At 39.7% G+C, this 15649-nt stretch carries 14 protein-coding genes and 1 other RNA gene; 3 read left to right on the top strand and 12 right to left on the bottom strand.

Translation table 11 applies throughout. The annotated features are described in order from the left end of the window. Positions 1-143 precede the first annotated feature (143 nt). Positions 144-1136, top strand: coding sequence for an iron-siderophore ABC transporter substrate-binding protein (locus NSQ41_RS04070; protein WP_066249177.1), 993 nt, complete (start codon positions 144-146; stop codon positions 1134-1136). A gap of 514 nt (positions 1137-1650) precedes the next feature. Here the strand turns inward: NSQ41_RS04070 and NSQ41_RS04065 are convergent. From NSQ41_RS04065 to NSQ41_RS04055, 3 genes are all read right to left on the bottom strand, one after another. After that, positions 1651-2412, bottom strand: coding sequence for a FixH family protein (locus NSQ41_RS04065; RefSeq protein ID WP_130156801.1), 762 nt, complete (start codon positions 2410-2412; stop codon positions 1651-1653). A gap of 602 nt (positions 2413-3014) precedes the next feature. Then, entirely contained in the window at positions 3015-4394 is a 1380-nt protein-coding gene (gene fumC, locus NSQ41_RS04060; protein ID WP_130156803.1) for a class II fumarate hydratase, read from the bottom strand. 143 nt (positions 4395-4537) lie between these two features. Then, entirely contained in the window at positions 4538-4855 is a 318-nt protein-coding gene (locus NSQ41_RS04055) for a MerR family transcriptional regulator (protein WP_063386951.1), read from the bottom strand. Between the two features lie 215 nt (positions 4856-5070). On the opposite strand from NSQ41_RS04055, the gene purU reads away from it, so the two are divergent. Both purU and NSQ41_RS04045 read left to right on the top strand, forming a co-directional pair. After that, positions 5071-5970, top strand: a complete 900-nt coding sequence (gene purU / locus NSQ41_RS04050) for a formyltetrahydrofolate deformylase (protein ID WP_339194467.1) — start codon at positions 5071-5073, stop codon at positions 5968-5970. 95 nt (positions 5971-6065) lie between these two features. Then, complete coding sequence (locus NSQ41_RS04045) at positions 6066-6338, top strand: hypothetical protein (RefSeq protein WP_311066979.1); 273 nt, start codon at positions 6066-6068, stop codon at positions 6336-6338. 413 nt (positions 6339-6751) lie between these two features. On the opposite strand, the gene ssrA is transcribed toward NSQ41_RS04045, so the two are convergent. The 9 genes from ssrA to tpiA form a co-directional block, all read right to left on the bottom strand. Then, positions 6752-7082: a transfer-messenger RNA gene (ssrA, locus tag NSQ41_RS04040) on the bottom strand. Positions 7083-7191: 109 nt separating this feature from the next. After that, the gene (gene smpB, locus NSQ41_RS04035; RefSeq protein ID WP_063386953.1) at positions 7192-7665 is read right to left on the bottom strand and encodes an SsrA-binding protein SmpB; all 474 of its coding nucleotides are present in this window, start codon (positions 7663-7665) and stop codon (positions 7192-7194) included. Positions 7666-7800: 135 nt separating this feature from the next. Next, complete coding sequence (gene rnr, locus NSQ41_RS04030; RefSeq protein WP_311067323.1) at positions 7801-10083, bottom strand: ribonuclease R; 2283 nt, start codon at positions 10081-10083, stop codon at positions 7801-7803. Between the two features lie 30 nt (positions 10084-10113). Next, complete coding sequence (locus NSQ41_RS04025) at positions 10114-10860, bottom strand: carboxylesterase (RefSeq protein WP_066249166.1); 747 nt, start codon at positions 10858-10860, stop codon at positions 10114-10116. Positions 10861-11014: 154 nt separating this feature from the next. After that, the gene (gene secG / locus NSQ41_RS04020; protein WP_063386955.1) at positions 11015-11248 is read right to left on the bottom strand and encodes a preprotein translocase subunit SecG; all 234 of its coding nucleotides are present in this window, start codon (positions 11246-11248) and stop codon (positions 11015-11017) included. A 132-nt stretch (positions 11249-11380) separates the two neighbouring features. Then, positions 11381-11791, bottom strand: coding sequence for a YjdF family protein (locus NSQ41_RS04015; RefSeq protein WP_066249163.1), 411 nt, complete (start codon positions 11789-11791; stop codon positions 11381-11383). A gap of 255 nt (positions 11792-12046) precedes the next feature. Next, a complete protein-coding gene (eno, locus tag NSQ41_RS04010) occupies positions 12047-13339 on the bottom strand; it encodes a phosphopyruvate hydratase (RefSeq protein ID WP_066249160.1) in 1293 nt (430 codons plus the stop codon). Positions 13340-13358: 19 nt separating this feature from the next. Further along, positions 13359-14894, bottom strand: coding sequence for a 2,3-bisphosphoglycerate-independent phosphoglycerate mutase (gpmI, locus tag NSQ41_RS04005; RefSeq protein WP_066249157.1), 1536 nt, complete (start codon positions 14892-14894; stop codon positions 13359-13361). Then, positions 14887-15648 carry a triose-phosphate isomerase gene (gene tpiA / locus NSQ41_RS04000; protein WP_339194463.1) on the bottom strand — a complete coding sequence of 254 codons (762 nt, stop codon included), beginning with the start codon at positions 15646-15648 and terminating at the stop codon, positions 14887-14889. The genes gpmI and tpiA overlap by 8 nt, the downstream gene beginning before the upstream one ends. Position 15649 lies beyond the last annotated feature (1 nt).

The following is a 15649-nucleotide window of genomic DNA, read 5'->3' as shown; positions in this document are numbered from 1 at the left end:
AAGTCGAACTTCTGAACCAATTGTACCAAATCATTTTGAATGTGAAAATCATTTTCAATTAATTATTGACTTTTTATTTCTCACTGATTACTATTATTAAGGAATTGAAAATCATTTTCAACTACATTTTAGGGGGTTACATAATGAAAAAAATATCAAAATTATTATTTTCCATCGTTGCCATACTCATGCTGGCAGTAATTGCTGCTTGCGGCAACGGGGACAGTAAAGAAGCTTCAAAAGAAAAGAAAGAAAGCTCAACTGAAAGTCAATCATACAAAGTTGAGCATGCAATGGGAACAGCTGAAATTCCAAAAAAACCTGAACGTGTCGTCGTATTAACGAATGAAGGAACCGAAGCGCTTTTAGCAATGGGATTAAAACCAGTCGGAGCCGTTCAATCTTGGCTTGGCGATCCTTGGTACGATCATATTAAAGATGAAATGAAAGACGTTGAAGTCGTTGGTACAGAAAGTGAAGTCAATGTTGAAAAAATTGCAGCTCTTCAGCCTGACTTGATTATAGGCAATAAGCTTCGCCAAGAAGCAATCTACGACAAGCTCAATCAAATAGCGCCAACAGTTTTTTCGGAAACATTAAGAGGCGACTGGCAGGAAAACTTTAAGCTATATGCAAAAGCCATCGATCGTGAAGAAGAAGGACAAAAAGTATTAGATGATTTTAATAATCATGTAGAAGAAGTAAAACAAAAATTAGGAGATCAAGTGAATCAAGAAGTTTCAGTTGTTCGTTTCATGGCTGGTGTAACGAGAATATATTGGAAAGATTCATTTTCTGGTGTGATTTTCGATCAAATTGGATTTAAACGTCCTGCTCAGCAAGAAAAATTGTTTACAGATGCAAATAAATTAGGAGATTTGGCAGTTGAAGTCGGAAAAGAACAAATTCCGGAAATGGACGGTGACATCATCTTCTATTTCACCTATGCACCGCAAGGAGACAAAGAAGCTTTGCAAGCAGAAAAAGAATGGACAAACGATCCACTTTGGAAAAACTTAAATGCTGTTAAAAACGGAAAAGCTTACAAAGTTGACGACGCTATTTGGAACACAGCCGGCGGTGTGCTTGCTGCAAACCATATGCTGGACGACTTAGAAAAATTGTTAACTCAATAAAATTGAGATGGTCGAAAAGATAATTTTTTCTTACCTTGAAAATAAGCAATATGAATAAAGCCAAAGCAACCTTACTTCAAAATTCATTGGAGTAAGGTTGTTCAGCTTTTATGCACTTTTGTTTCGTTTAACTAAATTTTCGCTTTATTTTGGTTTATAAGACTACTTTGCATTTGTTATTTAACTTATGTTCGAACAAGTTATACTGGACGAATCTTCATTCATTTATAAAAAGGAATTCTTTTTCGTATTCAATGCCAATCAATTATTTCGTTTAAAATTCTTTTGCCATACATTCTCTTTTTAAGGGAAGGGCGGCTTTTCATGTTTTTAATTAATCTATTCATACGTATCGACGTTACGTGCTTCGAACATATCTGGTTCCTGCCGTTCAATTAGTTCGCCACGACTTAATTGATTTCTTTCCCCGCTCTTATTTTTGTCCATACATATACACTTTTTCAGCGATTCTTTCTCAATTCTTTTCTACCATAAACAATATCCATTCCGATCTTTATTTTTGAACCGTTACCTTCTTCGTGACATGCTCATGTAGTCCTTCATCATTGTTGACATGAACTTGGATTTGATAAGTTCCTGAGGAAGAAAATGTATATTTCGCTTCATAAGTACCTTTCTCGTCTCCTGCAGCATCTACCCAATCATGCTTATCAGAACCGTCCTTCCAAATTTCATAACGGACGTTTGCGTTTAGCAACGGAGCGTTTTCTGCTTGAATTTTTGTTTGAATCAATGTTTCCGCATTCGCCTTTACATTTGTCGGCAGCTCCAATTGGATGTCTACAGATCCTTGAGAATGTTCATGAGTATGATTTGCGGTTTCTTCGTTTTCTCCCGTTGAAGCTCCACCTTTATGTAGTTCACCAATCACAATTTGTTTTTTGGGCATATTATGCTGATTTTTCGCCGTAACGTGTGATTGAACAAAAAAAACTCCATTTTCATCAAATGTGTGTTCAATCGTATATTGGCCGTCTTTTTCATGTTTTGCTTCTATCATTTTACTTTCTTCTTTTTCTCCTTCTTTCCATATTTCAAATTTTACTTCATCAGCATCTTCAACCGCTTCTCCTCCGTAGCTCACTTCAGCAGTCAACGAAACTTTTTCATGAATATTCGCATGGTCTGGCACTTTCAAATTGACTTCGAGCGGATGAACTTCGGCACTTTCTCCGCTGTTCTCTTGTTTCGTTTCATTTTGACCGCAAGCTGCAAGAAGGAAAACGGCGGCAAGCAATATAATGATTTTTTTCACAATAAATCTCCTTTCCTCAATAAAAATTAATTGAGAACTATTAAATAAAGAATAAATTTAATACATACATATTGCAACATTGCAAAGGTGAATATTTTGTGTAGGATTCATGAAATTTTTATGTGGAGGATAATGGTTTTTGCACCTGGCAGCATTGAATATAAATAAGAAAACCGGACGCACAAATTGAACATATCCCGATCAAAGATCAAATAGACAGTATTAAAAATTCCCCCTTATTCAGCGGCTTACAGAATAGTTGTAGAAGGAATCACTGTTAAAGAAATCATCTGACAATTCCTCCCCATATAACTCAGTAGGTCTGTAAGCTGAAGAAAGAAGCACTGTCTTCGAAGATATTTTTTAACTGCTAAGAGTTTAAACTCAACTGAATAGTTTATGAACTTTTGTCCTTTTCTTGCCATAAAAAATCACCTCTTAAAGCAGTGTTGACCAAATAGGGATTTTTCAACATCTACTTTAAGGGGTGCAGTTCATAGACAGTATAGGTTTTTTTCTTTCTATCTAGACAAGAGGGATCGTATCAAGTAGTGAGTATCGGTATATATTTTCATCTCCCAGCAAAAATTCAATGTTTTCTGTTACACCATTTTCTCCGGCTGGACAATGCGGTCAAATTCTTCGGCTGACAGAAGGTTCAGTTGAACAGCTGCCTCCTTTAAAGTCAATCGTTTTTCATATGCAAGCTTTGCAATTTTCGCTGCATTTTCGTATCCAATATGAGGATTTAAAGCAGTTACGAGCATGAGCGAGTCTTGTACATATTTATCAATCACTTCTTTGTTTGCTTCAATTCCCACAGCACAGCGGTCGTTGAAGGAAATTATACTATCCGATAAAAGCCGGATCGATTGTAAAAAGTTATAAATAATAACCGGTTTGAAAACATTTAATTCAAAATTTCCTTGGCTTGCAGCAAAACCGATCGCTGCATCATTTCCCATGACTTGGACTGCTACCATCGTTAATGCTTCGCTTTGCGTCGGATTCACTTTTCCCGGCATAATGGAGCTTCCGGGCTCATTTGCTGGTATCGTGATCTCGCCAATTCCGCATCTTGGACCGCTTGCCAGCCATCTAACATCATTTGCAATTTTCATAAGATCAGCTGCCAAGGCTTTTAGCGCTCCGTGTGCATGAACGATTTCATCATGGCTAGTTAGCGCATGGAATTTGTTTTCAGAGGAACGGAATGATTCATTCGTTTGCTTGCTTATTTCATCTGCAACAAGCTGTCCAAACTGAGGATCCGTATTAATTCCTGTTCCGACTGCTGTTCCGCCGATCGCCAAATCTCTCAAGTTATCCATTGCTTCGACAATCATTTTTCTGCTTTTTCTCAGCATATGTACCCATCCGCTGATTTCCTGTCCAAGCGTGAGCGGTGTTGCATCCTGCAAGTGGGTGCGGCCAATTTTCACAAGATTCTCAAACTGCTTAGATTTCTTATCGAGCGTCTCTGTCAACAAATCAATTGCCGGCAACAGCTTGTTTTTTATCGCTATGACACCAGCAATATGCATTGCTGTAGGGAATGTGTCGTTTGAGCTTTGTCCCATATTCACATCATCATTTGGATGAATTTTTAATGATTCAAACCCATTTTCTTTCAAGTATTCATTTCCTTTAAACGAAATCACTTCATTGACATTCATGTTCGACTGCGTTCCGCTTCCGGTTTGCCATACTACGAGCGGGAAATGCTCATCAAGCTTCCCTTCTATAATTTCATCGCAAACATGAACGATCGCATCTTTTTTCTCTTTTGGCAGCTTTCCTAATTTTTCATTAACGATCGCTGCACCTCTTTTTAAAATGGCAAATGCACGAATGACTTCAATCGGCATCGTTTCAGTACCGATTTTAAAATTGTTTCTGCTCCGTTCCGTCTGTGCACCCCAGTAGCGGTCTTTGGGAACTTTTACTTCTCCCAGCGTATCTCTTTCTATACGATAGTCCATTTTCTTCTTCCTCCTTTTTAAATAATCATCTATTTTAAATATACCTCTAATATTTTGTTAAAAGCAAAAAAACTCTGATAATTTTTTATAAAAATGAAGAACTTTATTAAATCATAAAAAAAAGCGGTTTTAACCGCCCTGAACTATTGTTTTCTTATTTTGAAGTGTGCATTCAGCTGGCCTTGAATCATTTTTTTCTTATCTTCGAGCATTTTATCTCTTTCTTTTTTCAGCATTTCTTTTCTAATTTCAAACGTTTGAACGCCGTCTTCGATTTTATCTGCAATTTCCATTAATGTTTCAATATCTGAAAAGGAATATTTTCTCGTTCCTTGTTTCGTTCTTTCGGGAAAAATTAATTTTCTTTCTTCATAATATCGTATTTTTCTTGGTGATAGCCCTGTTAGTTCACTAACGATACCGATCGTAATGACTTTTTTATCCTTATATGATTCTGACATTGTTATACCTCCTTTTATAACGTTATTACGTTAAAATTTATAACATTTTCAACCATTAACTTTATTATACAATTTTTTTTCGTATTTTTTAATTTTTGTTGTAAGATTTTCTTACATTGAATACTTATAAATATTTTTTTCCTTGTTCAAATTGACAAGAAAGCAAACTATTAGTATCCTTTGTACAGATCACATTTGGGTTGGAGGAAAGGTTTATGTTACATACGAAACAAACGAATCTTGAATCTTTTTTACATCAATATAAAGATCGCGCACGTCTTCTTATTACATGCAACGACCAGCCAGGAATTGTTGCAAAAATTTCTAAAGTTTTATATGAACACGGCGCCAATATCGTCCAATCAGATCAATATTCAACAGATCCTTCAGGCGGCACTTTTTTTATGCGCGTTGAATTTGAATTACCGGATATAGAACGTAAAAAAGGCGAGCTTGAAAAAGACTTTGAGCCGATCGGAAAAGAATTGCAAATGAAATGGCAATTTTCATATATGAACCAATTAAAGCGAATGGCGATTTTCGTATCGAAACAAGATCATTGCCTTCTCGATCTTCTTTGGCGTTATCAATCAGGCGATTTTTTTTGCGAAATACCTTTGGTAATCAGCAACCATCCAGATTTGCGTGAACCAGTTGAATCGCTTGGAATTCCGTATTATTACATACCGGTCAATAAAGACAATAAGCCGGAAGCGGAAAAGCAGCAGCTTGAACTGTTGAAGAAATATAATATTGATTTCGTCGTTCTCGCCCGTTATATGCAAATTTTATCTCCAGATTTCATCAAGCATTACAGGCATCGAATTATTAATATTCATCATTCGTTCTTGCCTGCATTTGTCGGTGCAAGACCGTATGAGCGCGCATATGAACGCGGAGTCAAAATTATTGGAGCCACTTCCCATTATGTGACGGAAGATTTGGACGAAGGACCAATTATTGAACAAGGGGTTAAAGAGGTCAGCCATCGGTACAATGTTGAAGATTTAAAAAGGGTCGGAAGAACGATTGAACGCGACGTTCTCGCCCGCGCTGTACAATTGCATTTGGAAGACCGCGTGATTGTCCATGGAAACAAAACGATTGTCTTTTAATCAAAAAGCGCACTTGCTTTTCACAGCATGTGCGCTTTTTTTCAATAAGAGCTCTATTGATAAATTCAATTAACAAGGATGTGGCAAAAAAGAAAATGATGGTATACTTAAATACAAAAAATGCGGGATCATTTTTGAAAAAATATTTTGTTTTTATCATTCGTTTTCTATTGCTCTATACGGTATTTCAAATACTATCGGGTACTGTTTTAACTGCTTTTTACACGCCAGATTTTTCTGCCAAAACGGGCAGTCTTAGTCAAGAGGTAGTGTTCGGCGAGCCTTCTTCCATACCATTGCTTATATCATTGCTTATTGCTACAACAGCCTATTTTCTCGCTCAAAAAGTATTGAAAGCTGCACAATAATAAGAAAAAAGGACCTCAGCTTTGAACTGAAACCCTTTCCTTTAGCAAAGCATGTAAATAAAAGAAACCGGCATGTTTGCCGATTTCTTTTATTTCATTGTTAATTTTATAAAAATCACGGGAAACGTCTTTCTATAATGGAGACGGTGGGACGTGCTGATCCATGCTTTCGCAATGGCACTGACTATATCTTGAACCTAAACAGGTCCTCCGGCGTGTTATGCGAAATTTAGATTTGCCGTACGGCAGAATTTCGCATCCTAGTACTACCTTGAAGGCAGCCTATGAGTCGATACACGGCTGTTGGATTGCTCCACATACCGCTCGGTGTTGCCATATCGCAGAAACGACTTAGGTTTCACCGATTAAGCCGGATTTTCACTTGTGTGTTGCCACACAAGGCGACTATTTCCTAATCGAACCCACGTCCAGAGATATCGCCACTTAAGCATCTACGAGCGTATCCGACATATTTAACATTTCACTGTTCCTTAGCCTGTCGGCAGGCATCCGGACAGCTAGTCTGATTCGTCTCTTCCCTCTTCCTCAGACGGCGGAATCGGGCGTAGCCCACTTAAGTTGAACCCCTTTTCCTCCACATGGGCGATGGAAGAAAGGAGCCTTTAGCATTAAGCAGCTAAAGCGTAGTTGTTTTGTTTGCCAGTTATCTTTAGGCGACGTTGATGACGGAGACGATCCCTCCGGCTCGCAGCTTAAGCTCGATCTATCCCTGTCGAATCCAAAACGTCCCCGTTTTATTCGAGCTAGTGCTTGAGAAATATATTCAACTGGCAACGACATATATTATTATAACAAAAACAATATATTTTTCAATTGTCATTTATTGTTATCATTAATAGATCCCTTTTTGTTTTTGTTGAAATGCCCGTTCAATTTCTCTTTTCGCTTCTTTTCGTTTTAAATCCTCCCGCTTATCGTATTTCTTTTTCCCTTTTCCTAGCCCGATAAGCACTTTCGCAAATCCATTTTTAATGTAAAGCTTCAGCGGAACTAATGAATAGCCCTGTTCTTTTGTGGCCCCGATCAGCTTATTGATTTCTCTTCGATGCAAAAGAAGCTTTCTCGTTCTTAACGGCTCATGGTTGTATCGATTTCCCTGCTCATACGGGCTGATATGCATGTTATGAAGAAAAACTTCCCCTTTTTCCACTCTTGCGAACGCATCTTTTAAATTGGCGCGGCCGGCGCGAATCGATTTAATTTCTGTTCCCTGCAGGACGATCCCAGCTTCATACGTTTCTTCAATAAAATAGTCGTGGTGCGCCTTTTTATTTTGGGCAATCAGTTTCCCTTCTCCCTTTGACATTCTCTGTCACCCTTTCGTGAAAATTAGGGGTAAAGATAATTATAGCAAATGAACATTTTCGCCTCAATCAAGATTCTTTCTAAATGAAATTTTGCTGTTTCAATGAGTTTGTTTTTTTAGACATCTGGCCTCGCTTTAACGCTTTTTCTTCTTCCGCTTCTTTTTCGATACGTTTTTATAAAACTTTTTCTTTTTTGATTTCGGCGGTCTCGTTGACCATTCTTCCTCTTCTTCCTGATGTTTGCTCTTAATCACCTTCACCGTTTCAGGCCGTGTTGATTTTTTTCGTTTTTTTCTCATGCCGACAATTTCAAAATCGATGGATCGTTCCTCTTTATCAACATTCACAACGCGGACGGTAATTTCATCGCCGATGCGGTAAACATTTCCCGTTCTTTCGCCGATCATCGCATAATGACGTTCATCATAATGGTAGTAATCATCCGTCATATAGCTTACATGAACGAGACCTTCAACAGTATTCGGGAGCTCGACAAACATGCCGAAGTTTGTGACAGAACTGATGATTCCATCAAATTCTTCCCCAATCTTATCCAGCATAAATTCTGCTTTTTTCAAATCATCCGTTTCACGCTCCGCATCAACAGCCCGCCGTTCCATATTGGAAGAATGTTCTGCAATTTCCGGCAAAATTGATGCCCATTTCATCTGTGTCTTTTCGTCTATTTTCCCTTCAAGCAAATATTTTCGAATGAGTCGATGAACTATCAAATCGGGATAACGGCGAATCGGGGAAGTAAAATGGGTGTAAAATTCGGTCGACAATCCGAAATGCCCGACGCTTTCCGGATGATATTTCGCTTGCTTCATAGACCGAAGCATGACAGTTGAAATCACCATTTCTTCAGGTTTTCCCCGTACTTCATCTAAAATTTGCTGCAAAGCGCGCGGATGAATATTGTTTCCTGTTCCCTTCACGACATAACCGAAATTTGTAATAAATTCCAAGAAACGTCTTAGTTTTTCCTCATTCGGTTTTTCGTGAATTCGATATATAAACGGTACATTTAACCAGTGAAAATGTTCTGCTACTGTTTCATTTGCAAGCAGCATAAATTCTTCAATTAACCGTTCCGCTACAGATCGTTCCCGAATAATGACATCATACGGTTTGCCTTTCTCATCCACCAAAACTTTCGCTTCCTTAAAATCAAAATCGATAGCTCCGCGCAGCATTCTTTTTTTCCGTAAAATCGCCGCAAGCTCAGCCATATCCTCCAGCATGGGGACAATTTCTTGATATTTTTCCCGAAGCTGTTCATCCTTTTCAATCAAAATTTTATTGACATTTGAATAAGTCATCCGCTCAGCGGAGCGAATAATACTTTGAAAAATATCATGCTGAACTACGTTCCCATATTCATCCACAATCATTTCGCACGATAATGTCAGACGATCCACCTTCGGATTCAGTGAACAAATTCCGTTTGATAAACGATGCGGTATCATCGGAATGACGCGATCAACTAAATATACACTTGTCCCGCGTGCAAATGCCTCTCTGTCAATCGGAGTTCCTTCTTTTACATAATAACTGACATCTGCGATATGCACGCCAAGCTTATAGCAGCCGTTATTTAACTTTGTTACTGTTACGGCATCATCCAAATCTTTTGCATCTTCACCATCAATAGTAATGATTAATTCGTTGCGAAGGTCTCGTCTGTTCTTGATTTCCTCGCTCTTAATCTCATCAGGTGTTTCGTTTGCTTGCTTTAATACATCATCCGGAAAGCTCAATGGCAGCTGATGCTTATGAATGATTGATAAAATATCGACGCCAGGATCATTTTTATGGCCTAAAATTTGTACGACTTCTCCTTCTGCACTCATTCGTCCTTCAGGATATGACGTGAGTCGGACAATTACTTTATGACCTTCAACCGCCCCATTTGATGCATTTTTCGGAATAAAAATGTCGTTGACAATCTTTTTGTCGTCAGGTATGACAAATCCGAAGTTTTTGCTTTCCGTATATGTTCCGACAATTTCCGTTATTCCTCTTTCCAAAATGCGTATGACCGTGCCTTCCTGTCTCGCCCCGCTTGTTTTCGGGCTTAGCCGCACAAGAACTTTGTCTCCATGCATCGCATGATTCAGCTCGCCGGGCGGAATGAACACGTCATCAAAACCTGGTTCATCCGGTTCAACGAAAGCAAATCCGCGGGCATGTCCGACCAGTGTTCCGCGGATCAAATTCATTTTTTCTGGAACACCGTATCGATTTGCTCTCGTCCGCACAATGAGGCCTTTTTCTTCCATCTTATTTAAAGTAATAATCAGCTTTTTAAATTCGTCTGCGTCCTCTAGCTGAAAAGCTTCTTCTAATTCCTCCACAGTCAAAGGTTTATAAGCCTCTTCCTTCATAAAAGAAAGAAGCCTTTCAGCTAATTGCATATCGGGTTCTGCCAATACGATAACCTCCTTTTACTCCTGCCAATCAAGGCTCTCTAAAAATTCATAGACGTCCTGATGCAGTTCATCTCGCTGCTTGTCAAGCGTAATAACATGCGACGATTCTTCATACCATTTGATTTTTTTTATATTTGAGCTTACTTCGTTATAAATAATATTTGCACTATCCGGATTGATCATTTCATCGTGCCGCGCCTGAACCACAAATGTCGGGGCATAAATCATATCGACATTTTCTCTCACATCAGAAATCAAACGCTGCAGAGCTTTCAACGTTTTCATTGGTGTTTTTTGAAACTCTTCCATTTCCGCCTCAATCTGTTCTTCCGGCTTTCCTTCAAATTGTTTATATTTGCGGGCATATTTTAAAATCCCTTTATACATCGTTTCTTCGCTTTTAATATACATCGGGGCGCACATTGGAATAATTCCTTTTACAGGTACAGTGTATCCCAGTTTTAAAGAAAAAACTCCTCCAAGAGACAAACCGGCAACTGCAATTTCTTTAAAACCTAAGTCTTTCAGATGTTCGTAGCCGCCCATCACATCTTGCCACCAGTCATCGGGACCGGTATGAACCAATTCTTCCGGAGGAACCCCATGGCCTTTATATTGAGGGGCATGACAAGTATACCCTTTATCTTGCAAAAAACGCCCAAGTATCCGCACATCTGCTGAATTTCCAGTAAAGCCGTGAAGCAGCAGTACAGCACGATTCCCACCTTCAAACGTAAAAGGTTTTGGCGGTAAAACTTTCATTTTAAAATCTCCTTCTCTTTTTAAATTCTTTATTTTTTACAACGAATTGTAGTATGAAAAAAGTTTAAATTCCATTATATACCAAAAACATTATTCATTCAACAGCTTTATTTTCCCATAGAAAAAAGGCCTGTTTGACAGACCTTTCTAGCTATTATAATCCAAACCATGAAACAGCAATTGCTAAAACAAAAAATAACACAGAAAGAACGATTGTAATACGATGTAAGATTAAATCTATTCCACGCGCTTTTTGCTTCCCAAAAAGCTGTTCAGCACCGCCGGAAATGGCTCCAGATAATCCAGCACTTTTTCCAGACTGCAGTATCACCACAGCGATCAGCGCAATAGATACAATTGCTAATAGTATGACAAGCAGAGTATGCATGTCCACTCCACCTCCTAAAAAAACGCACATTACAATAGTTTTAATGTATCATAAATTGGCTCATTACACAATAGCGTATCCATTCAGAAAATACGAAAGCGGATGTCTTGAAGCAAGACATCCAACTCTGTATTACCTTCCACGATGTTTTGCCTTCGCTTTTAAACGCTTTAACTCTCTTTTTCGCTTGATGAGAGCTTCGCGCAGCTCCTTGCGCAAAACTTTTCTCTCTTTTTTACGATGCTCCAATTCTAGCTGAAGGGCTGTTTGTGCATATGTGGAAAGCGGCCTTGTTTTCATTTCCTTTGCAGCTTCACGTTGCAGTCGCTTCGGATTTTTGCGCTTTTTCATTTCAAGCGGCACGGCGGTTGTTGTGCGGCACTTGTGCAGTAACGATAGCATCGGACCATTCACAAATGCCAAAACTTCATCATCTTTTGGCTCTGAACCAAATACGTAGCGAACCGCTTTTATAGCTTCACCTTCCTTTTGCTCAACCACACCGATCCAGAATTGTCCATCGTAAAAAACCGTCAACTTCATGAAAGGTCCCTCCTTGTAAAAAGTAACGACAGCGATGGACATCCCAAGGAGGGGAAGGATACTGACACTCTTTCGGAGTGCGCCCGGACTACCAACCGGGACTGTGTTTTTACGCTGTCTATGTTTTTATTATAAGTTGTTTATTGGTAATAAGAAAGTATTTACACACCGTCTAGGTTATGATTTTGTGTGCTTTGAGCTTTAATTAAAAAAGGTCTAACCAAATAACTCGGTTAGACCTTTTCATAGATAGTGTTATTTTTTCAAGTTATAGAAAGATTTAATTCCTTGGTAAACTGCAGTATCGCCAAGTTGATCTTCGATGCGAAGCAATTGATTGTATTTCGCAACGCGGTCCGTGCGGGAAGGTGCGCCTGTTTTAATTTGGCCTGCGTTTGTTGCAACAGCAATGTCTGCAATGGTGCTGTCTTCCGTCTCGCCTGAGCGATGGGAGATGACCGCTGTATAGCCGGCGCGTTTTGCCATTTCGATCGCATCAAACGTTTCTGTTAACGTTCCGATTTGGTTAACTTTAATCAGAATAGAGTTGCCGACTCCTTTTTCAATGCCTTCCGCTAATTTTTTTGTATTTGTTACAAATAAATCGTCTCCGACAAGCTGAACTTTTCCGCCTAAACGTTCTGTTAACAGTTTATGGCCTTCCCAGTCGTTCTCATCAAGTCCGTCTTCAATCGAAATGATCGGATATTTGGAGACAAGCTCTTCATACCATTGCACCATTTCTTCCGACGTTTTTACAACGCCTTCTCCTTCTAGGTGGTACTTGCCGTCTTCTTTATTAAACAGTTCAGAAGAAGCAACATCCATCGCAAGCTTAACTTGTTCGCCAGGTTTGTAGCCGGCTTTTTCAATTGCTTCGATAATAGTTTGCAAAGCTTCTTCATTTGATTGTAAATTTGGAGCGAATCCACCTTCATCACCAACAGCTGTATTATATCCTTTTCCTTTTAATACAGATTTTAATGAATGGAAAATTTCCGCTCCCATCCGCAGTGCTTCCCGGAAGCTTTCCGCGCCGACCGGCATAATCATGAATTCTTGAATATCAACATTGTTGTCTGCATGAGCGCCGCCGTTTAAAATGTTCATCATCGGCACAGGAAGAGTTTTCGCATTGAAGCCGCCGAGATATTGATACAGCGGAACACCTAAATAATCAGCTGCAGCACGAGCAACGGCCATAGAAACACCTAAAATTGCGTTTGCTCCCAGCTTTCCTTTATTTTCTGTTCCGTCAAGTTCAATTAATAATTGATCGATGGCATTTTGTTCCGTCACATCAAAGCCTAACAGTTCTGGGGCAATAATTTCGTTCACGTTTTTAACTGCTGTTAAAACCCCTTTTCCAAGGTAGCGTTCTTTATCACCGTCACGCAATTCAACAGCCTCGTACTCACCTGTGGATGCACCGCTAGGTACAAGCGCCCGTCCAAATGCACCTGATTCTGTATACACCTCTACTTCAACTGTCGGATTTCCTCTTGAATCAAGCACTTCACGTGCATAAACATCAGTAATAGCTGGCATGTTGCTTCATCTCCTTTATTTATGATTTAATAAGACTTTTCCCTGTCATTTCTTTCGGTTTTTCCAGCCCGAGCAGCTCGAGCATCGTTGGTGCTAAATCGCCTAAAATTCCGTCTTCTCTTAATTCGATTCCTTTTTTCGTTATAATAACCGGCACTGGATTTGTCGTATGTGCGGTTTGCGGTTTTCCGTCAAGTGTGACGACTTCGTCCGCATTTCCGTGGTCAGCAGTTATAATAGCTGTTCCGCCTTTTTCGAGAATCAAATCCACCACTTTTCCGAGACATTCATCAACCGCTTCGACTGCCTTTATCGTTGGCTCAAGTTTGCCGGAGTGGCCGACCATGTCCGGATTGGCAAAATTCAATATGATCGCATCATGCTTGTCAGCCTCAATTTCTTTTAAAAGCGCATCAGTTACTTCATATGCGCTCATTTCCGGTTTTAAATCATACGTGGCTACCTTCGGTGAATTAATTAAAATCCGTTCTTCGCCAGGAAACTTCTCTTCCCGGCCTCCGCTCATAAAGAACGTAACATGCGGATATTTTTCTGTTTCTGCTATGCGCAGCTGCCTCAATCCGGCTTGGGAAATGACTTCGCCAATTGTGTTGTCCAAGTTAACCGGCTTGAAGGCAACATATCCTTTCACCGTTTCGCTAAAATGCGTCAAACAAACGAAGAATAAACGTTTTGGATGTTTCGGTCCCCTATCAAAGGAACGGAAATCTTCATTTGTGAATGTATTCGAAATTTGAATAGCGCGATCCGGACGGAAATTATAGAAAATGACCGCGTCATCATCTTGAATGGTTGCAACAGGACTGCCGTCTTCTTTTGTCATAACAGAAGGGATGACAAACTCATCATAAATCCCGTGTGCATAAGAATCTTCAATACATTCGTATGCGTTTTTATAAGCTGGTCCTTCGCCATACACCATCGCTCTGTATGCTTTTTCTACTCGATCCCATCTTTTATCTCTGTCCATCGAGTAATAGCGGCCTGAAATCGTTGCGATCTGTCCTACTCCGTATTCATTGATTTTTTCATTCAGCTCATCAATATATTGCTTCGCCGTTTGCGGACCAACATCGCGTCCGTCCAAAAATCCATGAATGAACACATTTTTCACTTGCTGATCTTTCGCCAATTTTAACAAGGCGAATAAGTGGTTAATGTGGCTGTGAACACCGCCATCCGATAATAAGCCGAAAATGTGAAGGTTCGTTCCTTTTTCTTTCACGTGGTTCATAGCTGAAAGAAATGTTTCATTTTCAAAAAATTCGCCTTCACGAATCGCTATGTTAACGCGTGTCAAACTTTGGTATACAATTCTGCCTGCACCGATGTTTAAATGTCCAACTTCAGAATTTCCCATTTGACCTTCCGGCAAGCCGACAGCTTCTCCACATGCTTTTAACGTTGCATGCGGGTATGTATTCCAAAATCGATCAAAATTCGGCTTGTTCGCTTGAGCCACAGCATTTCCTTTCACTTCGTCACGCAGAGCAAAACCGTCTAATATAATTAACGCTACTGGCTTTTTACTCATTTTGGCCTGCCTCCAATAGCTGCAAGAAAGAGCGTGGTTCTAGGCTTGCGCCTCCGACTAATGCTCCGTCAACTTCCGGCTGGTTTAGAAAATCTTTAATATTTTCCGGTTTAACACTGCCGCCATATTGAATGCGAACTTCGTTTGCAACATCATCGGAATAAATATCGGCAATTACACCCCGAATATGGGCACATACTTCATTGGCATCCTCAGGAGAAGACGATTTTCCTGTGCCAATCGCCCAAATCGGCTCATAAGCAATCACTATGTTTTTCACAGCCGAAGCATCGACTCCAGCCAACGCTTTTTTGACTTGATCGCCAACAATTTCATTCGTTTTTCCAGCTTCACGCTCAGCTAATGATTCGCCTACACATACGATCGGAGTTAATTCGTGTTTGAAAGCAGCCAATACTTTTTTGTTCACGGTTTCGTCTGTTTCGGCAAACATTTCCCGGCGTTCGGAGTGTCCAATGATCACATAATCAACACCGATATCCGCCAATGCAACAGGGCTGATTTCCCCTGTATAAGCTCCGCTTTCTTCAAAATGCATATTTTGAGCGCCAATTTTTAGTTCAGAGCCTTCAGCCAATTCCACAAGCTGACCTAAAAATAAGGCAGGTGCACATATAACGGAATCAACTTTATCCTGTGGGGGAACGAGTGATTTGACTTCCTTTACAAAGCTTTTTGCTTCTTCCAACGTCTTATGCATTTTCCAATTCCCTGCAATAATCGGCTTTCTCATC

Source organism: Aeribacillus sp. FSL K6-8210 (genome assembly GCF_037963925.1).
Lineage (GTDB): Bacteria > Bacillota > Bacilli > Bacillales > Aeribacillaceae > Aeribacillus > Aeribacillus composti.
This window is presented reverse-complemented; position numbering and strand designations above follow the sequence as displayed.

What these genes read in the sequence shown, in the direction of transcription:
- NSQ41_RS04070 (WP_066249177.1), top strand. Translation starts at nt 144, where the DNA reads ATGAAAAAAATATCAAAATTATTATTTTCCATCGTTGCCATACTCATG.
- fumC (WP_130156803.1), bottom strand. Translation starts at nt 4,394, where the DNA reads ATGGACTATCGTATAGAAAGAGATACGCTGGGAGAAGTAAAAGTTCCC.
- NSQ41_RS04055 (WP_063386951.1), bottom strand. Translation starts at nt 4,855, where the DNA reads ATGTCAGAATCATATAAGGATAAAAAAGTCATTACGATCGGTATCGTT.
- purU (WP_339194467.1), top strand. Translation starts at nt 5,071, where the DNA reads ATGTTACATACGAAACAAACGAATCTTGAATCTTTTTTACATCAATAT.
- NSQ41_RS04045 (WP_311066979.1), top strand. Translation starts at nt 6,066, where the DNA reads ATGATGGTATACTTAAATACAAAAAATGCGGGATCATTTTTGAAAAAA.
- smpB (WP_063386953.1), bottom strand. Translation starts at nt 7,665, where the DNA reads ATGTCAAAGGGAGAAGGGAAACTGATTGCCCAAAATAAAAAGGCGCAC.
- rnr (WP_311067323.1), bottom strand. Translation starts at nt 10,083, where the DNA reads ATGCAATTAGCTGAAAGGCTTCTTTCTTTTATGAAGGAAGAGGCTTAT.
- NSQ41_RS04025 (WP_066249166.1), bottom strand. Translation starts at nt 10,860, where the DNA reads ATGAAAGTTTTACCGCCAAAACCTTTTACGTTTGAAGGTGGGAATCGT.
- secG (WP_063386955.1), bottom strand. Translation starts at nt 11,248, where the DNA reads ATGCATACTCTGCTTGTCATACTATTAGCAATTGTATCTATTGCGCTG.
- NSQ41_RS04015 (WP_066249163.1), bottom strand. Translation starts at nt 11,791, where the DNA reads ATGAAGTTGACGGTTTTTTACGATGGACAATTCTGGATCGGTGTGGTT.
- eno (WP_066249160.1), bottom strand. Translation starts at nt 13,339, where the DNA reads ATGCCAGCTATTACTGATGTTTATGCACGTGAAGTGCTTGATTCAAGA.
- gpmI (WP_066249157.1), bottom strand. Translation starts at nt 14,894, where the DNA reads ATGAGTAAAAAGCCAGTAGCGTTAATTATATTAGACGGTTTTGCTCTG.
- tpiA (WP_339194463.1), bottom strand. Translation starts at nt 15,648, where the DNA reads ATGAGAAAGCCGATTATTGCAGGGAATTGGAAAATGCATAAGACGTTG.